Here is a 16,704-nt window from a genome sequence, read left to right on the forward strand (position 1 = left end):
GTCGGGCTCGGTGGAATCGTGCACCAGACGGCGGTCGCGCCCCCCGGGCAGGCAAGCCCGGTGCTCCTGGGGACTTTCCTCGCGATCCTTGGAATTCCGGCGGGCGTGGGGTTGATCTCGCTGCGCAACAATGGTGGCGGCGGTACAACCAGCTCGCTCTCATCGCCTCGGCTGCCGGACTCGCCGCCGCCGCCGTCATCATCACCATCAGGGGCGGGTGACCGACAATGACTCACCGTGCCTGGCGAATCCTCGTCGCCTCGTTTGTCTTCGCGGCCCTCGCTGCCGCCTCGTCCATGATCTACGCCAACGCCGTCGCTCGGGAATCCGAGCACAGATGGTGCGGCATCGTGACGACCCTCGACGACACCTATCGGGACACTCCCCCGCAGAGCCCGACCGGCAAGCAAATTGCCGATGAGCTCGACAAGCTACGCATCGAATTCGACTGCCCGACGGATCGGTGAAGCCCGGCGCCATTCGCCGGCGGCCTACCGCGAACTCGAACACCGCCCCACCAACGACGCCCCGGCATCGCAGAAGCGTGGAACCTTCTGGCTGGCGCGTTTCGCGTCCGGCTCAACCACACCTGGCGAGGGCTGACACGAGCCGGCTGGGCCGACGCGGCAGCAGTGACCGGGCTCCTGACCGCGTTCGCGCTCTTCACGCTGTCGTTGCATGCCCTGACGGAGCACCCACATTTCCCGACCGCATCGGATCCGGGATGGCAGCGGGAAGCCGTCGACTGGGCACGGCTCGCCGGCTGGGGGACGGTGTGTGCCGCGATAGTGGCGGGTTGGCGGTGGCCAGCTGCGGGACTCGCCTGGATCGCTGTCGTCGCCGAGACCACGTCACTGACGTGGCGCTACGAAGACGACCCGGTATCGGTGGTGAACACGCTGTGGCAGTTCACGCTGACCCTGATCGCAGCGGCCACGCTCACCATCCCCGCGTCGCGCCGCCGCGCATTCGCCCTGCTCGGTGCACGACGCATGTCGGCGCTCCTGCTCGCGGCAGCCATCGTGGGAGCGGTCTTCCTGTCCAATCGGCTCAACCGTCCCCCGATGCTCTCCACCGGGCAGGGTCAGGCCGTGTACGTCTTCTACGACCTGGAGGCCACGTCCGACGCGGTGATGTGGCTGTATCTGGCCGGCATCGCGACCGCCTGCCTGATCGGTCTGATCTCCGTTGCCAGCCTCGCTGCACCCCTACGGTTGCGCATCGGAGCCCTGTTCGCACCGGTGATCTCGTTGATGGTGCTCATCAACGCCACCCTTGCCGGTTGGATGACCTCCAACAACCACCTGGACCACGCGATCCATCTCCAGCCCGTCCAGTGGATCGCTCTTGTCGGCGTGCCGCTCGTCACGCTCGCGATCGGTGTACTCGCAGTCCACCGCCGTGAACACGTCCGCACAATGGTCGAACTCGGGCGCGCCGTCGACAGACAACGCACGCAGACGCAGCGATAACGCTCGGCTCGGCGTACGCAAAACACCCCCTGATCGGCGTTCGAGCTGGTCAGGGGGTGTTTCCTGTTCAAGGAGGCGGAGGGTGTGGGATTCGAACCCACGAAGACATCGCTGCCTTACCGGTTTTCAAGACCAGCGCCATCGGCCACTAGGCGAACCCTCCCGGGCCACGACCCGCGGGTACACGGCCGTGCCTAGTCTGCCATGCCGGCCGGTCGGGCGAGCGGGGGCTGCACGGCGGCGAGGGCGGCCGGCGTCGGCTGACAGACCTCCTCGATCGGGCTGACCACCGGGATCGTGGCCGTGCCGGGTCCACAGTGGCGCTGCGGAGGCGTCCGCCTGACGGCCCCATTCCGGCCCGGCACCCCCCTGACGAGTCCCCGTCAGATCCCGACCCCGGCGTGGACGGCGGGGCGGATCGGGTAAGACTGGGCCATGCGAGCGATCACTGTCCCGGAGCCCGGTGGACCCGACGCGCTGGTCTGGACCGAGGTGCCCGATCCCGCGCCGGGCAGCGGCGAGGTGCTGGTCGACGTGCGGGCCAGCGCGGTGAACCGGGCGGACCTGCTGCAACGGCAGGGGCACTACCCGCCCCCGCCGGGCGCACCGGCGTACCCCGGGTTGGAGTGCTCCGGGGTGATCAGCGCGATCGGGCCGGACGTCACCGGCTGGCAGGTCGGCCAGGAGGTCTGCGCGCTGCTGGCCGGCGGCGGGTACGCCGAGCGGGTGGCGGTGCCCGCCGGGCAGCTCCTGCCGGTGCCCGCCGGCGTCGATCCGGTCGACGCGGCCGCGCTGCCGGAGGTGGCTTGCACGGTCTGGTCGAACGTGGTCCGGTTGGCCGGTCTGCGTGCCGACGAGACGCTGCTGGTGCACGGCGGCGGCAGCGGGATCGGCACCTTCGCGATCCAGCTCGGGGCGGCGCTCGGCGCCACGGTGCTGACGACCGCCCGGAGAGCGAAGCACGACCGGTTGCGCGAGCTGGGCGCCACCCAGGTGATCGACTACCGGGAGCAGGACTTCGTCGACGAGGTCCGCGGGGCCACCGACGGCCGGGGCGCGGACGTCATCCTCGACATCATGGGCGCGTCCTACCTGGGCCGGAACGTGGCCGCGCTGGCCACCGGCGGCCGGCTGGCCGTGATCGGCCTGCAGGGCGGGCGCAAGGGCGAACTGGACCTCGGCGCCCTGCTGACCAAGCGGGCCACCGTCACGGCCACCTCGTTGCGGTCCCGGCCGCTGGACGAGAAGGCGGCGATCGTCCGGGGCGTCCGCGACGAGGTGTGGCCCCTGGTCGAGGCGGGGAAGGTGCGGCCGATCGTGGACCGCCGGATGCCGATGGCGGAGGCCGCTGCGGCGCACGAGCTGGTCGAGAGGAGCCATCACCTCGGCAAGGTGCTGCTCACGACGGCCTGACGCCCACCTCCTGCTCCGGCGCGGGGCCGGCCGCCGACCGGGGCAGCACGAGCCGCGCGCCGGGGCCCTCGCCGGCCAGGGTGTCGCCCGGGTTGTAGAGGGTGCAGCGATCCAGTGACAGGCAGCCGCAGCCGATGCAGCCGTCCAGGTCGTCGCGGAGTTTGGTCATCAGCCGGATCCGCTCGTCCAGCCGCTGACGCCAGGCGCTGGAGAGCCGGGCCCAGTCGGCGGCGGTCGGGGTACGCGAGGCGGGCAGCGAGTCGAGCGCGGCCCGGATCTCCTCCAGCGAAATGCCGACCTGCTGGGAGATCCGGATGAAGGCCACCCGGCGCAGCTCGATCCGGGCGTACCGGCGTTGGTTGCCGCCGGTGCGCTCGGCGCGGATCAGACCGAGCCGCTCGTAGTAGCGCAGCGCGGACGGCGCCACCCCGCTGCGGTCGGAGAGCTGGCCGATGGTGAGGGACTCGTGCATCATTCACCTTGAGTTGAAGTGGACTTCAACTTGCAGGCTAGTCGCATGACGACAACTGCTGCCACCGTGCCCCGGCCGGACGTCCCGGCACCGCCGCCGGACACCGCCCCGGCCCCACCGCCGGTGCCCGAGCCGGTCGCGGCCCCGCTGCGCCGGCTGGGCGCCGGCCGGGAGTTCGGCGCGAACGTGTACTCGACCGTCGACGTGCTCTGGGTGCTCTACGACCGGATTCTCCGGATCACCCCCGACACCGTCGACGACCCCGACCGGGACCGGTTCCTGCTCTCCAAGGGGCACGCCGTCGCCGGCTACTACGCGGTGCTCGCCGCGAAGGGCTTCGTCCCCGGCGACTGGCTGGACGACCAGGGAGGGCCGGCCAGCCGGCTCGGCGACCACCCGGACCGGACGATGGTGCCGGGGGTGGAGATCGGCTCCGGGTCGCTCGGCCACGGGCTGGGCCTCGGCGTCGGCACCGCGCTCGGGCTGCGGGCCCAGGGCCTCCTCACCCCCCGGACGTACGTGCTGCTTGGCGACGCGGAGCTGGACGAGGGCTCCAACCACGAGGCGATCGCGTACGCCGGTGCCACCGGCCTGGCCAACCTGACCGCGGTGGTGGTCGACAACCACTCCGCCACGCACGGCTGGCCGGGCGGCGGCGCGGCGGCCCGGTTCACGGTGAACGGCTGGACCGCCGCCACCGTCGACGGTCGCGACCACGACGCCCTGCACCGTGCTCTCACCGGACACGACAACAACCGACCGCACGTCGTCGTGGCGGTCGTCGACACACAGGAGTGACCGTGCGGGAGACCTTCATCGAGACCGCCACCGACCTGTTGACCGAGGACCCGCGCACCGCCGTGGTGCTCGCCGACATCTCCGCCGCCGCCTTCGAGCCGGCCGCCCGGCGACACCCGGACCGGGTGGTGAACGTGGGCATCCGGGAGCAGTTGATGATCGGGGTCGCCGGCGGGCTCGCGCTCACCGGCCTGCGGCCGATCGTGCACAGCTACGCGCCGTTCCTGGTGGAGCGGGCGTACGAGCAGATCAAGCTGGACCTGGACCACCAGGACGTGAGCGCCGTGCTGGTCAGCGTGGGCGCGTCGTACGACCGGGCGGCGGCGGGACGGACGCACCTGGCCCCGGCCGACGTGTCGTTGATCGACACGCTGCACGGCTGGACCGTGCACGTGCCCGGGCATCCCGGCGAGGTGGCGGACCTGCTGCGCGCCGCGGTGGCCGCCGACGGACCGGCGTACCTGCGTCTCTCCACCCAGCAGAACGGGCGGGCGCACCGCGGCGACGGCGCGTTGCGGGTGCTCCGGGACGCCGGGCCGGGGGCGCCGCTGCTGGTGGCGGTGGGGCCGGTGCTCGACGCGGCGATGGCGGCGGTGGCCGACCTGCCGGTGACCGTGGCGTACACCCACCGGCCGCGGCCGTTCGACACCGCCGGGCTGCGGGTGCTGGTCGGCAGCGAGGTGATCCTGGTCGAGCCCTGTCTGGCCGGCACGTCGAGCCGGGTGGTGTCGGCGGCGTTGGTCGACCGGCCGCACCGACTGCTGGCCCTCGGGGTGGGACGGGAGGACCTGCGCCGCTACGGCGCGGCGGATGACCACACCCGGTGGCACGGACTGGACGCCGCCGGGCTACGCCGTGCGGTCGACGGGTTCCTGGAACCGGCGCTCGCCGGCCGGTGAACCGGGGCCGGCGGGGTGGGCGGGAGCGGGGGTGGGTCTCAGCGGGCCGGCGTGACCGGACGCCGGCGGGCGCGCTCGCGGCCGAGGATCCAGATCGCCTCGACGCCGTCCTTCCAGGTGATCTTCTTGCCCTCCTCGCGGCCCCGGGCCCGGTAGCTGATCGGCACCTCGTAGGGCCGGATGCGCCGGCGCAGCAGCTTGCCGGTCACCTCGGCCTCCATGCCGAAGCCGCGCGAGCGGACCTCGAGGGAGCGGTAGAGCGCGACCGGCATCAGCTTGAAGCAGGTCTCCAGGTCGCCGATGTAGGAGTTGAACAGCACGTTCGCCGCCATCGTGACGCCCTTGTTGCCCATCACGTACCAGAAGCTGTAGGCGCTGTGGCTGCCGAAGGTGCGATTGCCGTAGACCACCGTGGCGCGACCGTCGAGCACCGGGTCGAGCAGCTTGGGGATGTCCTGCGGGTCGTACTCCAGATCGGCGTCGAGGATGACCATGTATTCACCCTCGGCGTTGTCGACCGCCGTCTTGATGGCCGCGCCCTTGCCGGCGTTGCGCTGGTGGGTGATCACCCGCAGCCGCTGGTCGTCCGCCCGACCGAGAATCTCGCCGGTGTTGTCGCGGCTGCCGTCGTCGACCACCACCAGTTCGATCTCGCACGGGTAGTCGACCGCCAATGCCTGCTTGAGGGCATCCGCGATGCGTTCTTCCTCGTTATAGACCGGCATGAGGATCGAGAGCTTCACGGGGATCTCCACGGTGGCGACAGCATGTCGGGCCTAGCCTAGCCTGGCTGGTCAGCGCAGCGGTGGCCGCCACCTCGGGCATCCGGCAACGCAGGTTAACGCGGATGGTGTTTACTTCCCGCCATGTCGGCAGCCGGCTCGATGTCAACGGTGGCGCCCGTCGCCGCGATGCTACTGCTCCTGTTCGTGATGCGCCCCGGTGGAAACGGCGTGGTGGCGCCGCTGCGGCTCGCCGCGGCCCGGGCCGCGCTGCTCACCGGAGCCTTCGCGATACTTCTGGTCGAGGTGCTCGGCGCGCTGCACGCGCTGACCCGGACCGCGTTCGCCGTCGCCTGGCTGCTCTTCCTCGTCGGCACGGCGGTGGCTGCCGGGTGGCGGCACCGGCGGGACACGGCGCGCGGCCAGGCGGCGCTCGCCGCCACCCCGGGACGGGCGCTGGTCGGCGCGACCGCCGGCGTGGCGAGCGACGGCCCCGCCCTCGGCCCGGCGGACGACTCCCCGCCGGCCGTTACCGCGCCGCGGCCCGCGACCACTCCCGGGTCGACCCGTGCCGGCTGGTCGGGACGGCTGGTCGAGCGCTGGCGTGCGCTGAGTCGCGGCGAGCGGCTGCTGGCCGGCACGGTCGGCGGGCTGGTCCTGGTGGAGCTGGTCATCGCGTTGCTCGCCGAACCCAACAACTTCGACTCGCAGACCTACCACCTGCCCCGCGTCGAGCGCTGGGTCGCGCAGGGCGACCTCGACTTCTGGCCGACCGCCATCCACCGGCAGGTGACCATTCCGCCGGGCGCCGAGTACCTGCTGCTGCATCTGCGCCTGCTCACCGACGGCGACGCGCTGCACAACCTGGTGCAGTGGGCCGCCGGGGTGCTCTGCCTGCTGCTGGCCGCCCGGATCACCGCCCAGCTCGGCGGCGGCCGGCGGGCCCAGTTGCTCACCGCGTTCCTGCTGGCCACCACGCCGATGGTGGCGCTTCAGGCGACCAGCACGCAGACCGACCTGACGGTCGCGGCCTGGGTCGCCTGCGCGGCGACCCTGGTGCTGGACGGGCTGCGCCGGCGTACCGGGCTGGGCACCATGCTCGGCTTGGGGATGGCGACCGGGCTGACCGCGGTCACCAAGACCAGCGGGCTGATCGCGGTCGGCCCGCTGCTGGTGCTCTGGGGGCTGGCCCAGCTCCGGCTGTCCCGGGCCGGCCGGGTGGCCGGGAGCGGCGGGACGGAAGCCGCCGGGGACACGGACGCCGGCGGGACGTCGGAGGACCGGCCAAAATCCGGCCCGTCACCGGCCGTCGGGTTCGCTCGCACGGTCGGCGGATCGGTACTGATCCTGCTGGTCGGGGCGATCCTGGTCGGCCCGTACCTGGCCCGGATGACCGCCGACTTCGGGCATCCGCTCGGGCCGCCCGGGCTGCGCGAGTCGATCCCGATGGAGCGGCACGATCCGCCGTCGATCCTGGTCAACGCGCTGCGGATCGGACACACCGCGTTCGACACCCCGCTGACGCCACTGCGGTGGGTGGGCGCTGAGGCGATCATCCGCGGCGCGGAGGCGGTCGGCCTCGATCCCCAGGACCCGGACACCACCTTCGTCCGGCAGGTCTTCCCGGTGCGCGCGTGGTATCCGGACGAGGACCGGGTGGCGTTCCCGCTGGCCGGCTCGCTGGCGCTGCTCGGGGCGATCTTCGCGCTGACCAGGCCGGGCCGGATCAGCCCGAGCCGGTCCGGGGCACTGCGGGCGTACGCCGTGGTGGTGGTGGTCGCGGTGGTGCTGCACACCGCGATGATCAAGTGGCAGCCGTGGGGGAACCGCCTGCTGCTCTACGCGCTGGTGGTGGCCGTCCCGCTGGCCGGCCTCTGGCTGGACGCGCTGTTCCGCCACCGCGCCGGCGGCTCCGACGCCCCGGCCACCCCGGCGTCGACCCCGGCCCGGGCGGACGGCCGGCGGAGGTCGGTGGCGGTCGGCGTGGCGGTGACCGTGCTGGCCACCTCAGCGCTCGCCGGCGTGCTCGCGCTGTCGTACGGCTTCCCGCGCCGGCTGGTCGGCGCGGGCTCGGTCTTCACCACCTCGGAGTGGGACACCCGGTTCCTGCGCCGCCCGCAGTGGACCGACGAGTTCCGCTGGGCGGCCGAGGCGGTACGGGCCAGCGGCGCCCGCCGGATCGGCCTGGTCGAGCAGAACGACAACTGGGAGTACCCGTGGTGGCTGCTGCTGCGAGACGCCGACGGTCGGCCACCGGAGCTGCTGTCGCTGAAGTCGGAGCTGCCCAAGCGGCCGCCGGCCGACCCGTCCTCGATGGACGCGATCGTCTGCACCGGCCCGCAGGCGGCCTGCGCCAAGCTGGTCCCGCCCGGCTGGCGGGTCGAGTACCGGGGCTACGTCGGCTACGCGCTGCCGCCGGGCCGCTGACGCGCCCACTCCCGCCGTCCCGGTCCGGTCCGCTGAACACGCGGCCACCGCCGCCGTCCCGGGCCGCCGGGACGGCGGCGTGCCCACGTCGGTGAGCTCGCCCGCCGGCCCGCGGCGCAGATGACGGAAACTCTTCCGAGAGACATTCACATACCTGCATGACGCGCGTTACCGTCCGGTAACTCGATCGACGTCCCGCGATCGAGCCGAAAGGAGTGCGTCGATGCTTGGTTCCGCTGCCAGGCGCGAACGTGCGACCCGACGACGGTCGCTGACCGCCGCCGTCGCCGCCGCTCTCGTCCTGCCGATGCTCGTCGGAACGGCCACCCCCGCCACCGCGGCCGACCGACCCGCCGTCCAGCCACTCCCGACGAACCTCGAGGCGATCCGCGCCGCCGAGGCGACCGCCCTCTACGGCGCGCCGCAGATCCGCCCGATCGAACAGCGCCGCACCTCGCTGATCACCATGGGCGACAGCGAGATCTCCGGAGAAGGGGTCGGCAACTACGTGCCCGGCACCCACGAACCCGGCAACTGGTGCGACCGCTCGTACGACCAGGCGGTGTTCCGCACCGGCATCACCGCTGACGAGAAGTACAACATCGCCTGCTCCGGGGCGACCCCGTGGAACCTGATCGCCGGCGGCCCGACCCAGCACAACGAGCTGAACCAGGGCGACCACTTGGCGATCAAGGCGCGCAACACGCACATCCGGCTGATCTGGGTGGTGGTCGGCGCCAACGGCGACGGCACGATCCAGTTCGGCCCGGTCGCCACCGACTGCGCCATCAGCCGGGTTTTCTTCCAAGGCCCCTGCTACCCGACCTACACCGACGAGTGGACGATCCGCACCGACGGCAGCCGGCAGGCGGTCGAGGACGCGCTCAACGACATCCGGAACACCATGACCAGGGCCGGCTACCTGAACACCGACTACGAGCTGGTGCTGATGTCGTACCCGAGCCCCGGCAGTCCGGACGTGGAGGACAACCCGAACTTCCCGGGCTGGTACTCCGGCGGCTGCCTGCTCTATCTGGCCGACGCGGCGTTCGCCCGGAACAAGGCGGTACCGCTCTTCGAGTCCGCGCTACGCACCGCCGCGACCAACACCGGCACCCGCTACCTGGACGCCAGCCGGCTCTTCCACGGCCACGAGGTCTGCACCGACAACACGTCGGTCCGCGGCCTCTACATCGAGATCGGCATCTGGGACGAGAACGCGGCCCGGCAGTCGTTCCACCCCAACGCCCGCGGGCACGGCATGTTCGCCCAGTGCATCACCCAGTTCTGGAACTCCGGGCAGCAGCGGGCCACCTGCGTCGACCCGGCCAGCACCGGCACCGGGGTGCTGTACAACGGGCTGTTCGAGTTCAAGCAGTTGCGCAACCTCGCCACCGGCACCTGTGTCGACGGCAAGGGATACGACTCACGTAACGGCACCGCACAACAGTCGTACGGCTGTCACGGCGGCCGTAACCAGGGCTTCTGGTACGACCCGACCCGCCAGTCGCTGCACTCCGAACTCTCCCACGACCGCTGCCTGGACGTCGCCAACGGTTCGCTGACCGCCGGCACCGCGGTCAACGTCCACGACTGCCACGGTGGCGCCAACCAGAAGTTCGTGCTGGCCGGCAACCAGCTCAAGGCGGCCGGCAACACCGCGCTCTGCCTGGCCTTCGACAGCCCCTGGCTGGGCACCCCACGGCTGCGGCTGGCCAACTGCTCCAGCAGCACCCGCCAGCAGTGGTCCTTCGAGTCCCGCAACTTCGCCAACCCGGTCGGCTACGGCCACGACGACTTCATCGGCTCCCGGGTCTACTGATCGACGCGGCGGGAGTGGCCGGTACCGCCACTCCCGCCACCGGCCCGGGGGGCCCCCCGCCGGGGGCGCGGGGGGGCCAGCCCCCGCGGGGTGGCCCCCCGCCGCGCCGCCCCCCGCGCGCCCCGGGGGTCCCCCGGGCCGCCCCGGGGGGGGGGCACCGCCCCCCCCTTTTTCAGCGGCGCGGGGTTATGGTGTCGGCGGGGGGGGGGGGGGGGGGTCCCCCCCCCCCCGCCCCCGGCCCGCGCGCCCGGGGCGGGGGCGCGCGGGTCACTTCGCCCTGGGGATGACCACGAGCCGGGCGACCCCGGCGTCGCCGTCCTTGGCACCGGCGACGCCGACGGTGGTGCCGACCTTCACGTCGGTCGACTGGATCGCGGCCCGCCGCTCGACCACCCGCAGGTCGTCGCCGAACCGCCAGGTCATGGTGAACCCGTCGGTGGACTTCACGGTCATCGAGTCCCCGTCGATCGCGGTCACCTCACCCCGCTGCACGGCGACCGTCTTCGTACCGTCCTTGGTTTGCACCACGGCCTCGCCGTGCAGGGTGTTCCGCCGCAGCAGCACCCGGGCCTGGCGGCGCTTGCGCAGCTCCTCGGCCCGCTCGCGGCGCGGCTTGTCGCCGTTCGCGCTGGGCGCGGCCGACGGCGACGCCGGCGCGGCGACCTCCGTCACGTCCAGGTCGTCCGCGTCGAAGCCCATCGCGGTCAGCGCCTGACCCTCGGCGCCCATCGCCGCGGCCACCTCGACGGCCGCCTCCCGGGCCGGCTGGCTGGCAACCTCGGCCGCGCCGCATCCGCTGACGCCGAGCGCGACCGCCCCGAGCAGCGCGGTGCCGGCAACAAAACCCCAACGTGCCATGACTCTCCCTCTCGTCCGTCGATGCGCCCAGCCTCCCGCGCCCGGACGAGCGGACCGTCAGGCCGATGTTCGGATCGGGTAAGGATCCGCCGGCAGCCGCACGGTGAACGCCGCGCCGCCCTCCGGCGCGTGCCCCGCCGCGATCTCACCGCCGAGCCGGCGGACCAGCCCGGCGGCGAGCGCCAGCCCGAGCCCGCTGCCCACCTTGCGCACCCCCCGGTACCGCTGGTGCAGCGCACCACGCTCGAACGCCACCGCCAGGTCGTCGTCGGTGAAGCCGGGCCCGCCGTCGCGGACCTCGACCACCCCGCCGGCCGCCGGATCCGGTCCGGCCGGCCGGACCGCGAGCACCACCGGCGCCCCCGGCGGTACGACCCGCAGCGCGTTCTCCAGCAGCCCGTCGACCACCTGCCGGATCCGCCCCGGATCGGTGTACGCCGGCACCGGGCCGCCGGGACTCTCCACCGAGAACGGGACGCCGACCGCGGCACAACGGTCGGCCCAGGTCCGTTCCGCGTCGGCGGCCAACCGGGCCAGGTCGACCGGGACCGGCTCCAGCGGGAAGTCCGCCGCCTCCAGCCGGGCCAGCGCCAGCAGGTCGCGGACCAGCCGATCCAGGTGCTCGGCCTCGGCGAGCACGGTGCGCCCGGTGCCGGCCACGTCGTCCGGCTCGATCACCCCGTCGGCCAGCGCCTCGGCGTAGCCCCGGATCGCGGTCAGCGGGGTACGCAGCTCGTGCGAGACGGAGAGCAGGAACTCCCGCTGCCGCCCCTCACTGGTGGCCAGCGCGGCGGCCAGTCCGTTCAACGCGTGGGCCAGGTCGGCCACCTCGTCGGGCGGTTCGACGGGCACCCGGACCGCGCGATCGCCGGCGCGTAGCCGTGCGGCTGCACCCGCCGCCACCCGGATCGGCCGGGCCAGCCGGCGGGCGAGCAGCAGCCCGGCGACGACACCGGCGGCCAGCCCGGCCAGAAGCGGCAGCCAGAGGCTGAGCAGCACCTGCCGCCAGAGCCCGCTGGCCACCGGCCGGGACAGCACCACCCCGTTCCCGCCCGGCAGGGCGCGCCCCTCGACGAGCGCGCGCCGCCCGTTCACCGAACGGCGGGCCGAGACGTTGCGGCCCTCGGCGACCCGCTGCACCACCCGCGGCGGCAGACCGGCCCGGTCCACCGTGCCGCCCCGGATCAGGTAGGCGTCGATCTCCTGGGCGCGCAGCTGACGGATCAGCCGCTCCTCGTCGGCGGTGCGGCCCCGGTCCAGCCGGGTCCGCAGCACCTCGGCGGCGAGCCGGGCCTGGGCGGCCAGCGCCTCCTGGTCGCGCCGCTCGACGCCGCGTACCGCCAGGGGCACCGCGACGATCGCGGTGACCAGCACGGACACCAGCGCCACCGCGCAGGTGACCAGCACCGCCCGGGCGGTCAGCGTCCGGCCGAACCGGGCCCGGGGTGGCCCGGGTGGCGGCCCGCCCAGCACCGGGAGCGCGATGGTGGGCGACTCCGCCCGCACCGGCCCGGCAGGCGGGGGCGGCGCACCGGGGTCGGGACGTCGGGGGTCGGTGGGGTGCTCAGGCATCGGCGGCGTACCCGACACCCCGGTGGGTCCGGATCACGCTGGCCGGGCCGAGCTTCGCCCGGACCTGCGCCACGTGCACGTCGACCGTGCGGGTGCCGGCGTGCGCCGCGTACCCCCAGACACCGGCCAGCAGCTCCTCGCGGGTGAAGACCCGACCGGGACGTGCCATCAGGTGAGCGAGCAGGTCGAACTCGGTCGAGGTGAGCTGGATCGGGGCCCCGGCGGCGGTCACCGTCCGGCGGGCCGGGTCGAGAGCCACCGCGCCGACGACGCGGGGCCGGTCCATCCCGTCGGGTGGGCCCGCCGTGCGCCGCAGCACCGCCCGGACCCGGGCCACCAGCTCACGCGGGCTGAACGGCTTGGTCACGTAGTCGTCCGCGCCCAACTCCAGGCCGATGATCCGGTCCACCTCGTCGTCCCTCGCGGTGAGGAAGATGACCGGCGTCCAGTCACCGGCCTCGCGCAGCTGCCGGCAGATCTCGGTGCCGGCGAGACCCGGCAGCGCGATGTCCAGGACGCAGGCCACCGGGCGCAGCCGGCGGGCGGCGGCCAGGCCGGCCGTGCCGTCCCGCTCCAGGTGTACGCCGAAGCCGTCCCGGGTCAGGTAGAGCCGAACCAAATCGGCGATGGCCGGCTCGTCCTCGACCACGAGGACGAGCCCGCGGTGCGGCGCATCGACGGTCACCGGCCCATGATTGCCGACCGGGCCGGGGCGACGCGGGCGTGGGGTGTTCGAGTTCGGTAAAGGCTGCGGACGGTCAGCGGACGGCGGCCGGCCGGAACGTCGCCGGGCGTACGCCGGACGGCGCGTCGCCGATGGTGGCGACCAGCCGCTCCCGGGCGGTCCGGAGTCGGGTGCGGAAGGCGTGGTTGAGCAGCGCGTCGAGCTGCCACACCTGCTTCGGGTGGGTGGTCCGGATGACGAACCGCTCGCGGATCCCGTCGATCGCGGTGGCGGCCAGCTCGACCGAGTGCAGCCGCGGGTCCGGGCTCCAGGTGACGTTGCTCAGCTCGCGCAGCTCGGTGTTGAGGTGCAGGCGGAGCCGGTGCAGCACCCGGGTCTGCTGGGTGACCACGAGGCGCCGGTGGGTGAGCAGGAGCAGGTACTCGCCGGCGACCGGACGGTCGGGACGGCCGCACCGGGTGACCAGGATGGTGGCGTCACCCGAGCCGACACAGCGGCGGAAGATGGGCATGTGCCGGCTGACGGCCTGGACCGCCAGTCCGGCCTCGGCGGCGGCCGGGAGGAACGTTCGGGAGAAGACGTCCATGCTCTGCCCAACGATCTCCGCACAGGGGTGACGTGGGTCACGCGGGAATTTTGGAAGTTCCACGCGCCGGATCGCACCGGTTGTGCGACGTCCGGAGGCCGGCCGGCGGCCCCCGCGTACAGGGGCCGCCGGAGCGGCGAGTGGCCGACTACCACCGGGGGCGGGGCCGCTCCACGGTGATCGAGCGGTACCGGCGCGGGTCCTGAAGCTCGAGGTAGTTGCTGTCGATGTTCATCCGCACCCCGCCCCAGGTCTCGTAGTGATCGCCCTGGTACTGCTTCATCCGGGCCCCGGGGGACCAGTAGGTGGCCGGGATGGCCGGGTCGGACACCGTCGGCACGCCGTCCCAGCGGGCGAAGTCGATGATGTCGGGCCGGGCGTAGCCGGGCTTGTCGTAGACCGCCACCTGGTCCTGAAGGCCGGCCGAGCCGACGCTGGTGTAGAGGCCGGAGTAGAAGGCCTGGTCGTGCAGGCGGGTGGTCCAGGCGCTCACGAAGGTCTGGACCGCGGCGCTGCAGGCGGCGTCCCCGGCGTCGTAGTGCTCGATGTCGAGAATGAGCGTGCTGCCGTCGGCCAGGCCGAGGGCGTGGGCGTTCGCCACCGCGTCGTCCGCTGCGGCGATGCCCTGGGCCGCCGCCTGCGCCGGATCGATGTGCCGGGAGTAGCCGGAGCACGGCGCCTGGAGGCCCACGTAGAGCGGGAAGAGCCGCCAGCCGGCCGCCTGCTGGTTGCTCACCCAGGCAGCGGTCAGGTTGGGCTGGGCGCAGCCCCGGTTGACCCCGCCGATGTAGACGCCGATCGCCCGGTAGGGCGACTGGAGCCAGGCGGTCATCGCCGCGTCGGAGGGGGCGGTGCAGGTGTCGAAGCCGTAGCCGGTGAAGGTTCCCGGATGCGGGCCGGTGTAGCCGGCGGCGCGTGCGGGCGTCTCGGTGCCGGTGACCGCGGCGCCGGCGGCGAGCAGGGCGACCGCGGCCACGGCGAGGGCCTGACGGACGGATCGACGCAGGCCGGGTCGGGCAGAACTCATCGTCACGGGGGCTCCCGATCTGGAGGAGGGTTGAGGCGGGTGGGTCGGACGCTCACGCCACGTCACACGATCTCCACCAGCGCGTTGATCCTGCCCGCCGCGTCGGCCTCTGTCCAGATCGAACCGTCGTCGTTTTCTATCCGCCGGGCGCGTCGTCCCTGCTGGAGGGTCCGCCCCCGGTGCTCAGAGCAGCTCGACGATGGTGGCGTTGGCCATGCCGCCGCCCTCGCACATGGTCTGCAACCCGTAGCGGATCCCGTTGTCCCGCATGTGCTGGAGCATGGTGGTCATGATCCGGGCGCCGGAGCCGCCGAGCGGGTGCCCGAGGGCGATCGCCCCACCCCGCGGGTTGAGCCGGTCCGGGTCCGCCTCGGTCTCGGCGAGCCAGGCCAGCGGCACCGGCGCGAACGCCTCGTTCACCTCGTAGACGCCGATCTCCTCGATGCCCAGCCCGGCTCGGCGCAGCGCCTTCGCGGTGGCCGGGATGGGGGCGGTGAGCATGGTGACCGGATCGTCGGCGGCCACCACAGCGGTGTGCACCCGCGCCAGCGGGCGCAGCCCGTGCCGGCTGGCCCAGTCGGAGGTGGTCACGGCGAGGGCCGCGGCGCCGTCCGAGATCTGCGAGGCCGAGCCGGCGGTGACCACGCCGTCGGGCCGGAAGGGGGTCGCCAACTCGCCCAGCTTCTCCAGCGAGGTCTCCCGCCGGATGCCCTCGTCGGCGGCGAACTTGCCACCGTCCGCGAGCGCCACCGGGGCCAGCTCCGGGTCGAACGCACCCGCGTCCTGCGCGGCCGCCGCCTTCTCGTGGCTGGCCAGCGCGAACTCGTCGAGCTGGGTGCGCGAGAACCGCCAGCGCTCGGCGATCAGCTCGGCGCCGACACCCTGGTTGAACGGGAGCGGGGCGTCGTCGGCGAAGCCCTCGACGCCGCGGTAGCGGTCGCGGAGCTGGTCGCTGAACGGCATTCCGCCGCCCACGCTGGAGCCCATCGGCACCCGGGTCATCGACTCGACCCCGCCGGCGATCACCAGGTCGGCCTGGCCGGAGAGGACGGTCGCGGCCGCGAAGTGCAGCGCCTGCTGGCTGGAGCCGCACTGCCGGTCCAGCGTTGTGCCGGGCACCGACTCGGGCCAGCCGGCGGCGAGCACAGCGTTGCGGGCGATGTTCCACGACTGCTCGCCCACCTGCGACACGCAGCCCCAGAACACGTCGTCGACCAGGACCGGATCGAGGCCGGTGCGCTCGGCCAGCGCGCGCAGCACGTGCGCCGACAGGTCGACCGGATGCACACCGGCCAGGCTGCCCTTGCGCCGCCCCACGGGGGTGCGTACGGCGCCGACGATAACCGCGTCAGTCATATCTACTCCCCGGTAACCTGGGCTGCCCTCGATCCTACGTCCTCCCGGACCGGCCGTCCGCCCCCGGCTCGGGCCGGCGGGGTCGGCGCTGGGCCGGTGCCGCGTGGAGCGGGGGAACGCTGGCATGCTGGACGGGTGGAGAACGCGACCCCGGTGCGGCAGTGGCGGGTGCCGGCGAGCCTGCCGGCGGCGAAGTTGGCCGGCGCGGTGCTGCTGGTCGCGCTCGGGCTGCTCTTCGCCGACGGTGACCCGGTACGGCTGGCGCTGGCAGCGCTGGTCGCCGCCGGGTTGGTCGGCTGGGCGGTACGCGATCTGGTCGCGCCGATCCGGCTGGCCGTCGACGGCAGCGGGCTCACCGTCGCGCACGGCTTCGCCGGGCATCGGCAGCTGCCCTGGCCGGCGGTCGAGGCGATCACCGTGGACCGGCGGCCGCGACTGGGCCTGACCACCGAGGTGCTGGAGATCGACGCGGGCGAGTCCCTGCATCTCTTCGGCCGCTACGACCTGGGCACCTCTCCGGAGGAGGTCGCCGCGACCCTGCGCGCCGCCCGCCCGGGCACCGCCTCCTGACTCCGCTCGGCCTGAACTCGCGCAA

Annotated in this window: 16 protein-coding genes and 1 tRNA gene; 8 read left to right on the forward strand and 9 right to left on the reverse strand. The window is 73.4% G+C overall.

What is annotated here, in order from left to right; translation table 11 throughout:
• Nucleotides 1–227 precede the first annotated feature (227 nt).
• Together ACIBBA_RS18355 and ACIBBA_RS18360 are read left to right on the forward strand one after the other, a co-directional pair.
• The gene (locus ACIBBA_RS18355; RefSeq protein WP_396698623.1) at nucleotides 228–467 is read left to right on the forward strand and encodes a hypothetical protein; all 240 of its coding nucleotides are present in this window, start codon (nucleotides 228–230) and stop codon (nucleotides 465–467) included.
• A gap of 165 nt (nucleotides 468–632) precedes the next feature.
• Nucleotides 633–1,472: a hypothetical protein gene (locus ACIBBA_RS18360; protein ID WP_396698625.1), complete on the forward strand. Its 840-nt coding sequence runs from the start codon at nucleotides 633–635 to the stop codon at nucleotides 1,470–1,472.
• Between the two features lie 76 nt (nucleotides 1,473–1,548).
• Here ACIBBA_RS18360 and ACIBBA_RS18365 read toward each other — a convergent pair.
• Nucleotides 1,549–1,635: transfer RNA gene (locus ACIBBA_RS18365), tRNA-Ser, on the reverse strand.
• Between the two features lie 272 nt (nucleotides 1,636–1,907).
• Here ACIBBA_RS18365 and ACIBBA_RS18370 point away from each other — a divergent pair.
• Nucleotides 1,908–2,885, forward strand: coding sequence for an NAD(P)H-quinone oxidoreductase (locus ACIBBA_RS18370; protein WP_396698627.1), 978 nt, complete (start codon nucleotides 1,908–1,910; stop codon nucleotides 2,883–2,885).
• Here the strand turns inward: ACIBBA_RS18370 and soxR are convergent.
• Nucleotides 2,872–3,357: a redox-sensitive transcriptional activator SoxR gene (soxR, locus tag ACIBBA_RS18375; RefSeq protein ID WP_396698629.1), complete on the reverse strand. Its 486-nt coding sequence runs from the start codon at nucleotides 3,355–3,357 to the stop codon at nucleotides 2,872–2,874. The genes ACIBBA_RS18370 and soxR overlap by 14 nt on opposite strands.
• 45 nt (nucleotides 3,358–3,402) lie before the next feature.
• Between soxR and ACIBBA_RS18380 the strand changes: the two genes are divergently transcribed.
• Both ACIBBA_RS18380 and ACIBBA_RS18385 read left to right on the forward strand, forming a co-directional pair.
• Complete coding sequence (locus ACIBBA_RS18380; RefSeq protein ID WP_396698630.1) at nucleotides 3,403–4,155, forward strand: transketolase; 753 nt, start codon at nucleotides 3,403–3,405, stop codon at nucleotides 4,153–4,155.
• A gap of 2 nt (nucleotides 4,156–4,157) precedes the next feature.
• Nucleotides 4,158–5,054 (forward strand): transketolase family protein, encoded by an 897-nt coding sequence (locus ACIBBA_RS18385; protein ID WP_396698632.1) that lies wholly within the window; start codon nucleotides 4,158–4,160, stop codon nucleotides 5,052–5,054.
• Between the two features lie 38 nt (nucleotides 5,055–5,092).
• Here the strand turns inward: ACIBBA_RS18385 and ACIBBA_RS18390 are convergent, their stop codons facing one another.
• Nucleotides 5,093–5,797 (reverse strand): glycosyltransferase family 2 protein, encoded by a 705-nt coding sequence (locus ACIBBA_RS18390; RefSeq protein WP_357048999.1) that lies wholly within the window; start codon nucleotides 5,795–5,797, stop codon nucleotides 5,093–5,095.
• A gap of 168 nt (nucleotides 5,798–5,965) precedes the next feature.
• On the opposite strand from ACIBBA_RS18390, the gene ACIBBA_RS18395 reads away from it, so the two are divergent.
• Nucleotides 5,966–8,203 carry a hypothetical protein gene (locus ACIBBA_RS18395; protein WP_396698634.1) on the forward strand — a complete coding sequence of 746 codons (2,238 nt, stop codon included), beginning with the start codon at nucleotides 5,966–5,968 and terminating at the stop codon, nucleotides 8,201–8,203.
• Between the two features lie 223 nt (nucleotides 8,204–8,426).
• Complete coding sequence (locus ACIBBA_RS18400) at nucleotides 8,427–10,025, forward strand: ricin-type beta-trefoil lectin domain protein (protein ID WP_396698636.1); 1,599 nt, start codon at nucleotides 8,427–8,429, stop codon at nucleotides 10,023–10,025.
• Between the two features lie 267 nt (nucleotides 10,026–10,292).
• Here ACIBBA_RS18400 and ACIBBA_RS18405 read toward each other — a convergent pair whose 3' ends face one another.
• From ACIBBA_RS18405 to ACIBBA_RS18430, 6 genes are all read right to left on the reverse strand, one after another.
• Nucleotides 10,293–10,883 (reverse strand): hypothetical protein, encoded by a 591-nt coding sequence (locus tag ACIBBA_RS18405; protein WP_396698638.1) that lies wholly within the window; start codon nucleotides 10,881–10,883, stop codon nucleotides 10,293–10,295.
• 57 nt (nucleotides 10,884–10,940) lie between these two features.
• Nucleotides 10,941–12,455 (reverse strand): sensor histidine kinase, encoded by a 1,515-nt coding sequence (locus ACIBBA_RS18410; protein ID WP_396698640.1) that lies wholly within the window; start codon nucleotides 12,453–12,455, stop codon nucleotides 10,941–10,943.
• Nucleotides 12,448–13,140, reverse strand: coding sequence for a response regulator transcription factor (locus tag ACIBBA_RS18415; RefSeq protein WP_357046400.1), 693 nt, complete (start codon nucleotides 13,138–13,140; stop codon nucleotides 12,448–12,450). The genes ACIBBA_RS18410 and ACIBBA_RS18415 overlap by 8 nt, the downstream gene beginning before the upstream one ends.
• 73 nt (nucleotides 13,141–13,213) lie before the next feature.
• On the reverse strand, nucleotides 13,214–13,726 hold the full coding sequence (locus tag ACIBBA_RS18420) for a hypothetical protein (protein WP_396698642.1): 513 nt from the start codon (nucleotides 13,724–13,726) through the stop codon (nucleotides 13,214–13,216).
• 148 nt (nucleotides 13,727–13,874) lie between these two features.
• Nucleotides 13,875–14,753, reverse strand: coding sequence for a DUF1906 domain-containing protein (locus ACIBBA_RS18425; RefSeq protein ID WP_396698881.1), 879 nt, complete (start codon nucleotides 14,751–14,753; stop codon nucleotides 13,875–13,877).
• A gap of 183 nt (nucleotides 14,754–14,936) precedes the next feature.
• Nucleotides 14,937–16,109, reverse strand: coding sequence for an acetyl-CoA C-acyltransferase (locus ACIBBA_RS18430; RefSeq protein WP_357046404.1), 1,173 nt, complete (start codon nucleotides 16,107–16,109; stop codon nucleotides 14,937–14,939).
• A 135-nt stretch (nucleotides 16,110–16,244) separates the two neighbouring features.
• Here ACIBBA_RS18430 and ACIBBA_RS18435 point away from each other — a divergent pair, with 135 nt between their 5' ends.
• Nucleotides 16,245–16,679, forward strand: a complete 435-nt coding sequence (locus tag ACIBBA_RS18435; protein ID WP_396698644.1) for a PH domain-containing protein — start codon at nucleotides 16,245–16,247, stop codon at nucleotides 16,677–16,679.
• Nucleotides 16,680–16,704: the final 25 nt, after the last annotated feature.

It is taken from the genome of Micromonospora sp. NPDC051006, assembly GCF_044456245.1.
In the GTDB taxonomy this organism is placed as follows: Bacteria; Actinomycetota; Actinomycetes; order Mycobacteriales; family Micromonosporaceae; genus Micromonospora.

Coding starts and splice junctions, on each gene's coding strand:
- ACIBBA_RS18425 (WP_396698881.1), bottom strand. CDS start 14,753: ATGAGTTCTGCCCGACCCGGCCTGCGTCGATCCGTCCGTCAGGCCCTC.
- ACIBBA_RS18405 (WP_396698638.1), bottom strand. CDS start 10,883: ATGGCACGTTGGGGTTTTGTTGCCGGCACCGCGCTGCTCGGGGCGGTC.
- soxR (WP_396698629.1), bottom strand. CDS start 3,357: ATGCACGAGTCCCTCACCATCGGCCAGCTCTCCGACCGCAGCGGGGTG.
- ACIBBA_RS18355 (WP_396698623.1), top strand. CDS start 228: ATGACTCACCGTGCCTGGCGAATCCTCGTCGCCTCGTTTGTCTTCGCG.
- ACIBBA_RS18400 (WP_396698636.1), top strand. CDS start 8,427: ATGCTTGGTTCCGCTGCCAGGCGCGAACGTGCGACCCGACGACGGTCG.
- ACIBBA_RS18370 (WP_396698627.1), top strand. CDS start 1,908: ATGCGAGCGATCACTGTCCCGGAGCCCGGTGGACCCGACGCGCTGGTC.
- ACIBBA_RS18420 (WP_396698642.1), bottom strand. CDS start 13,726: ATGGACGTCTTCTCCCGAACGTTCCTCCCGGCCGCCGCCGAGGCCGGA.
- ACIBBA_RS18410 (WP_396698640.1), bottom strand. CDS start 12,455: ATGCCTGAGCACCCCACCGACCCCCGACGTCCCGACCCCGGTGCGCCG.
- ACIBBA_RS18380 (WP_396698630.1), top strand. CDS start 3,403: ATGACGACAACTGCTGCCACCGTGCCCCGGCCGGACGTCCCGGCACCG.
- ACIBBA_RS18430 (WP_357046404.1), bottom strand. CDS start 16,109: ATGACTGACGCGGTTATCGTCGGCGCCGTACGCACCCCCGTGGGGCGG.
- ACIBBA_RS18395 (WP_396698634.1), top strand. CDS start 5,966: ATGCTACTGCTCCTGTTCGTGATGCGCCCCGGTGGAAACGGCGTGGTG.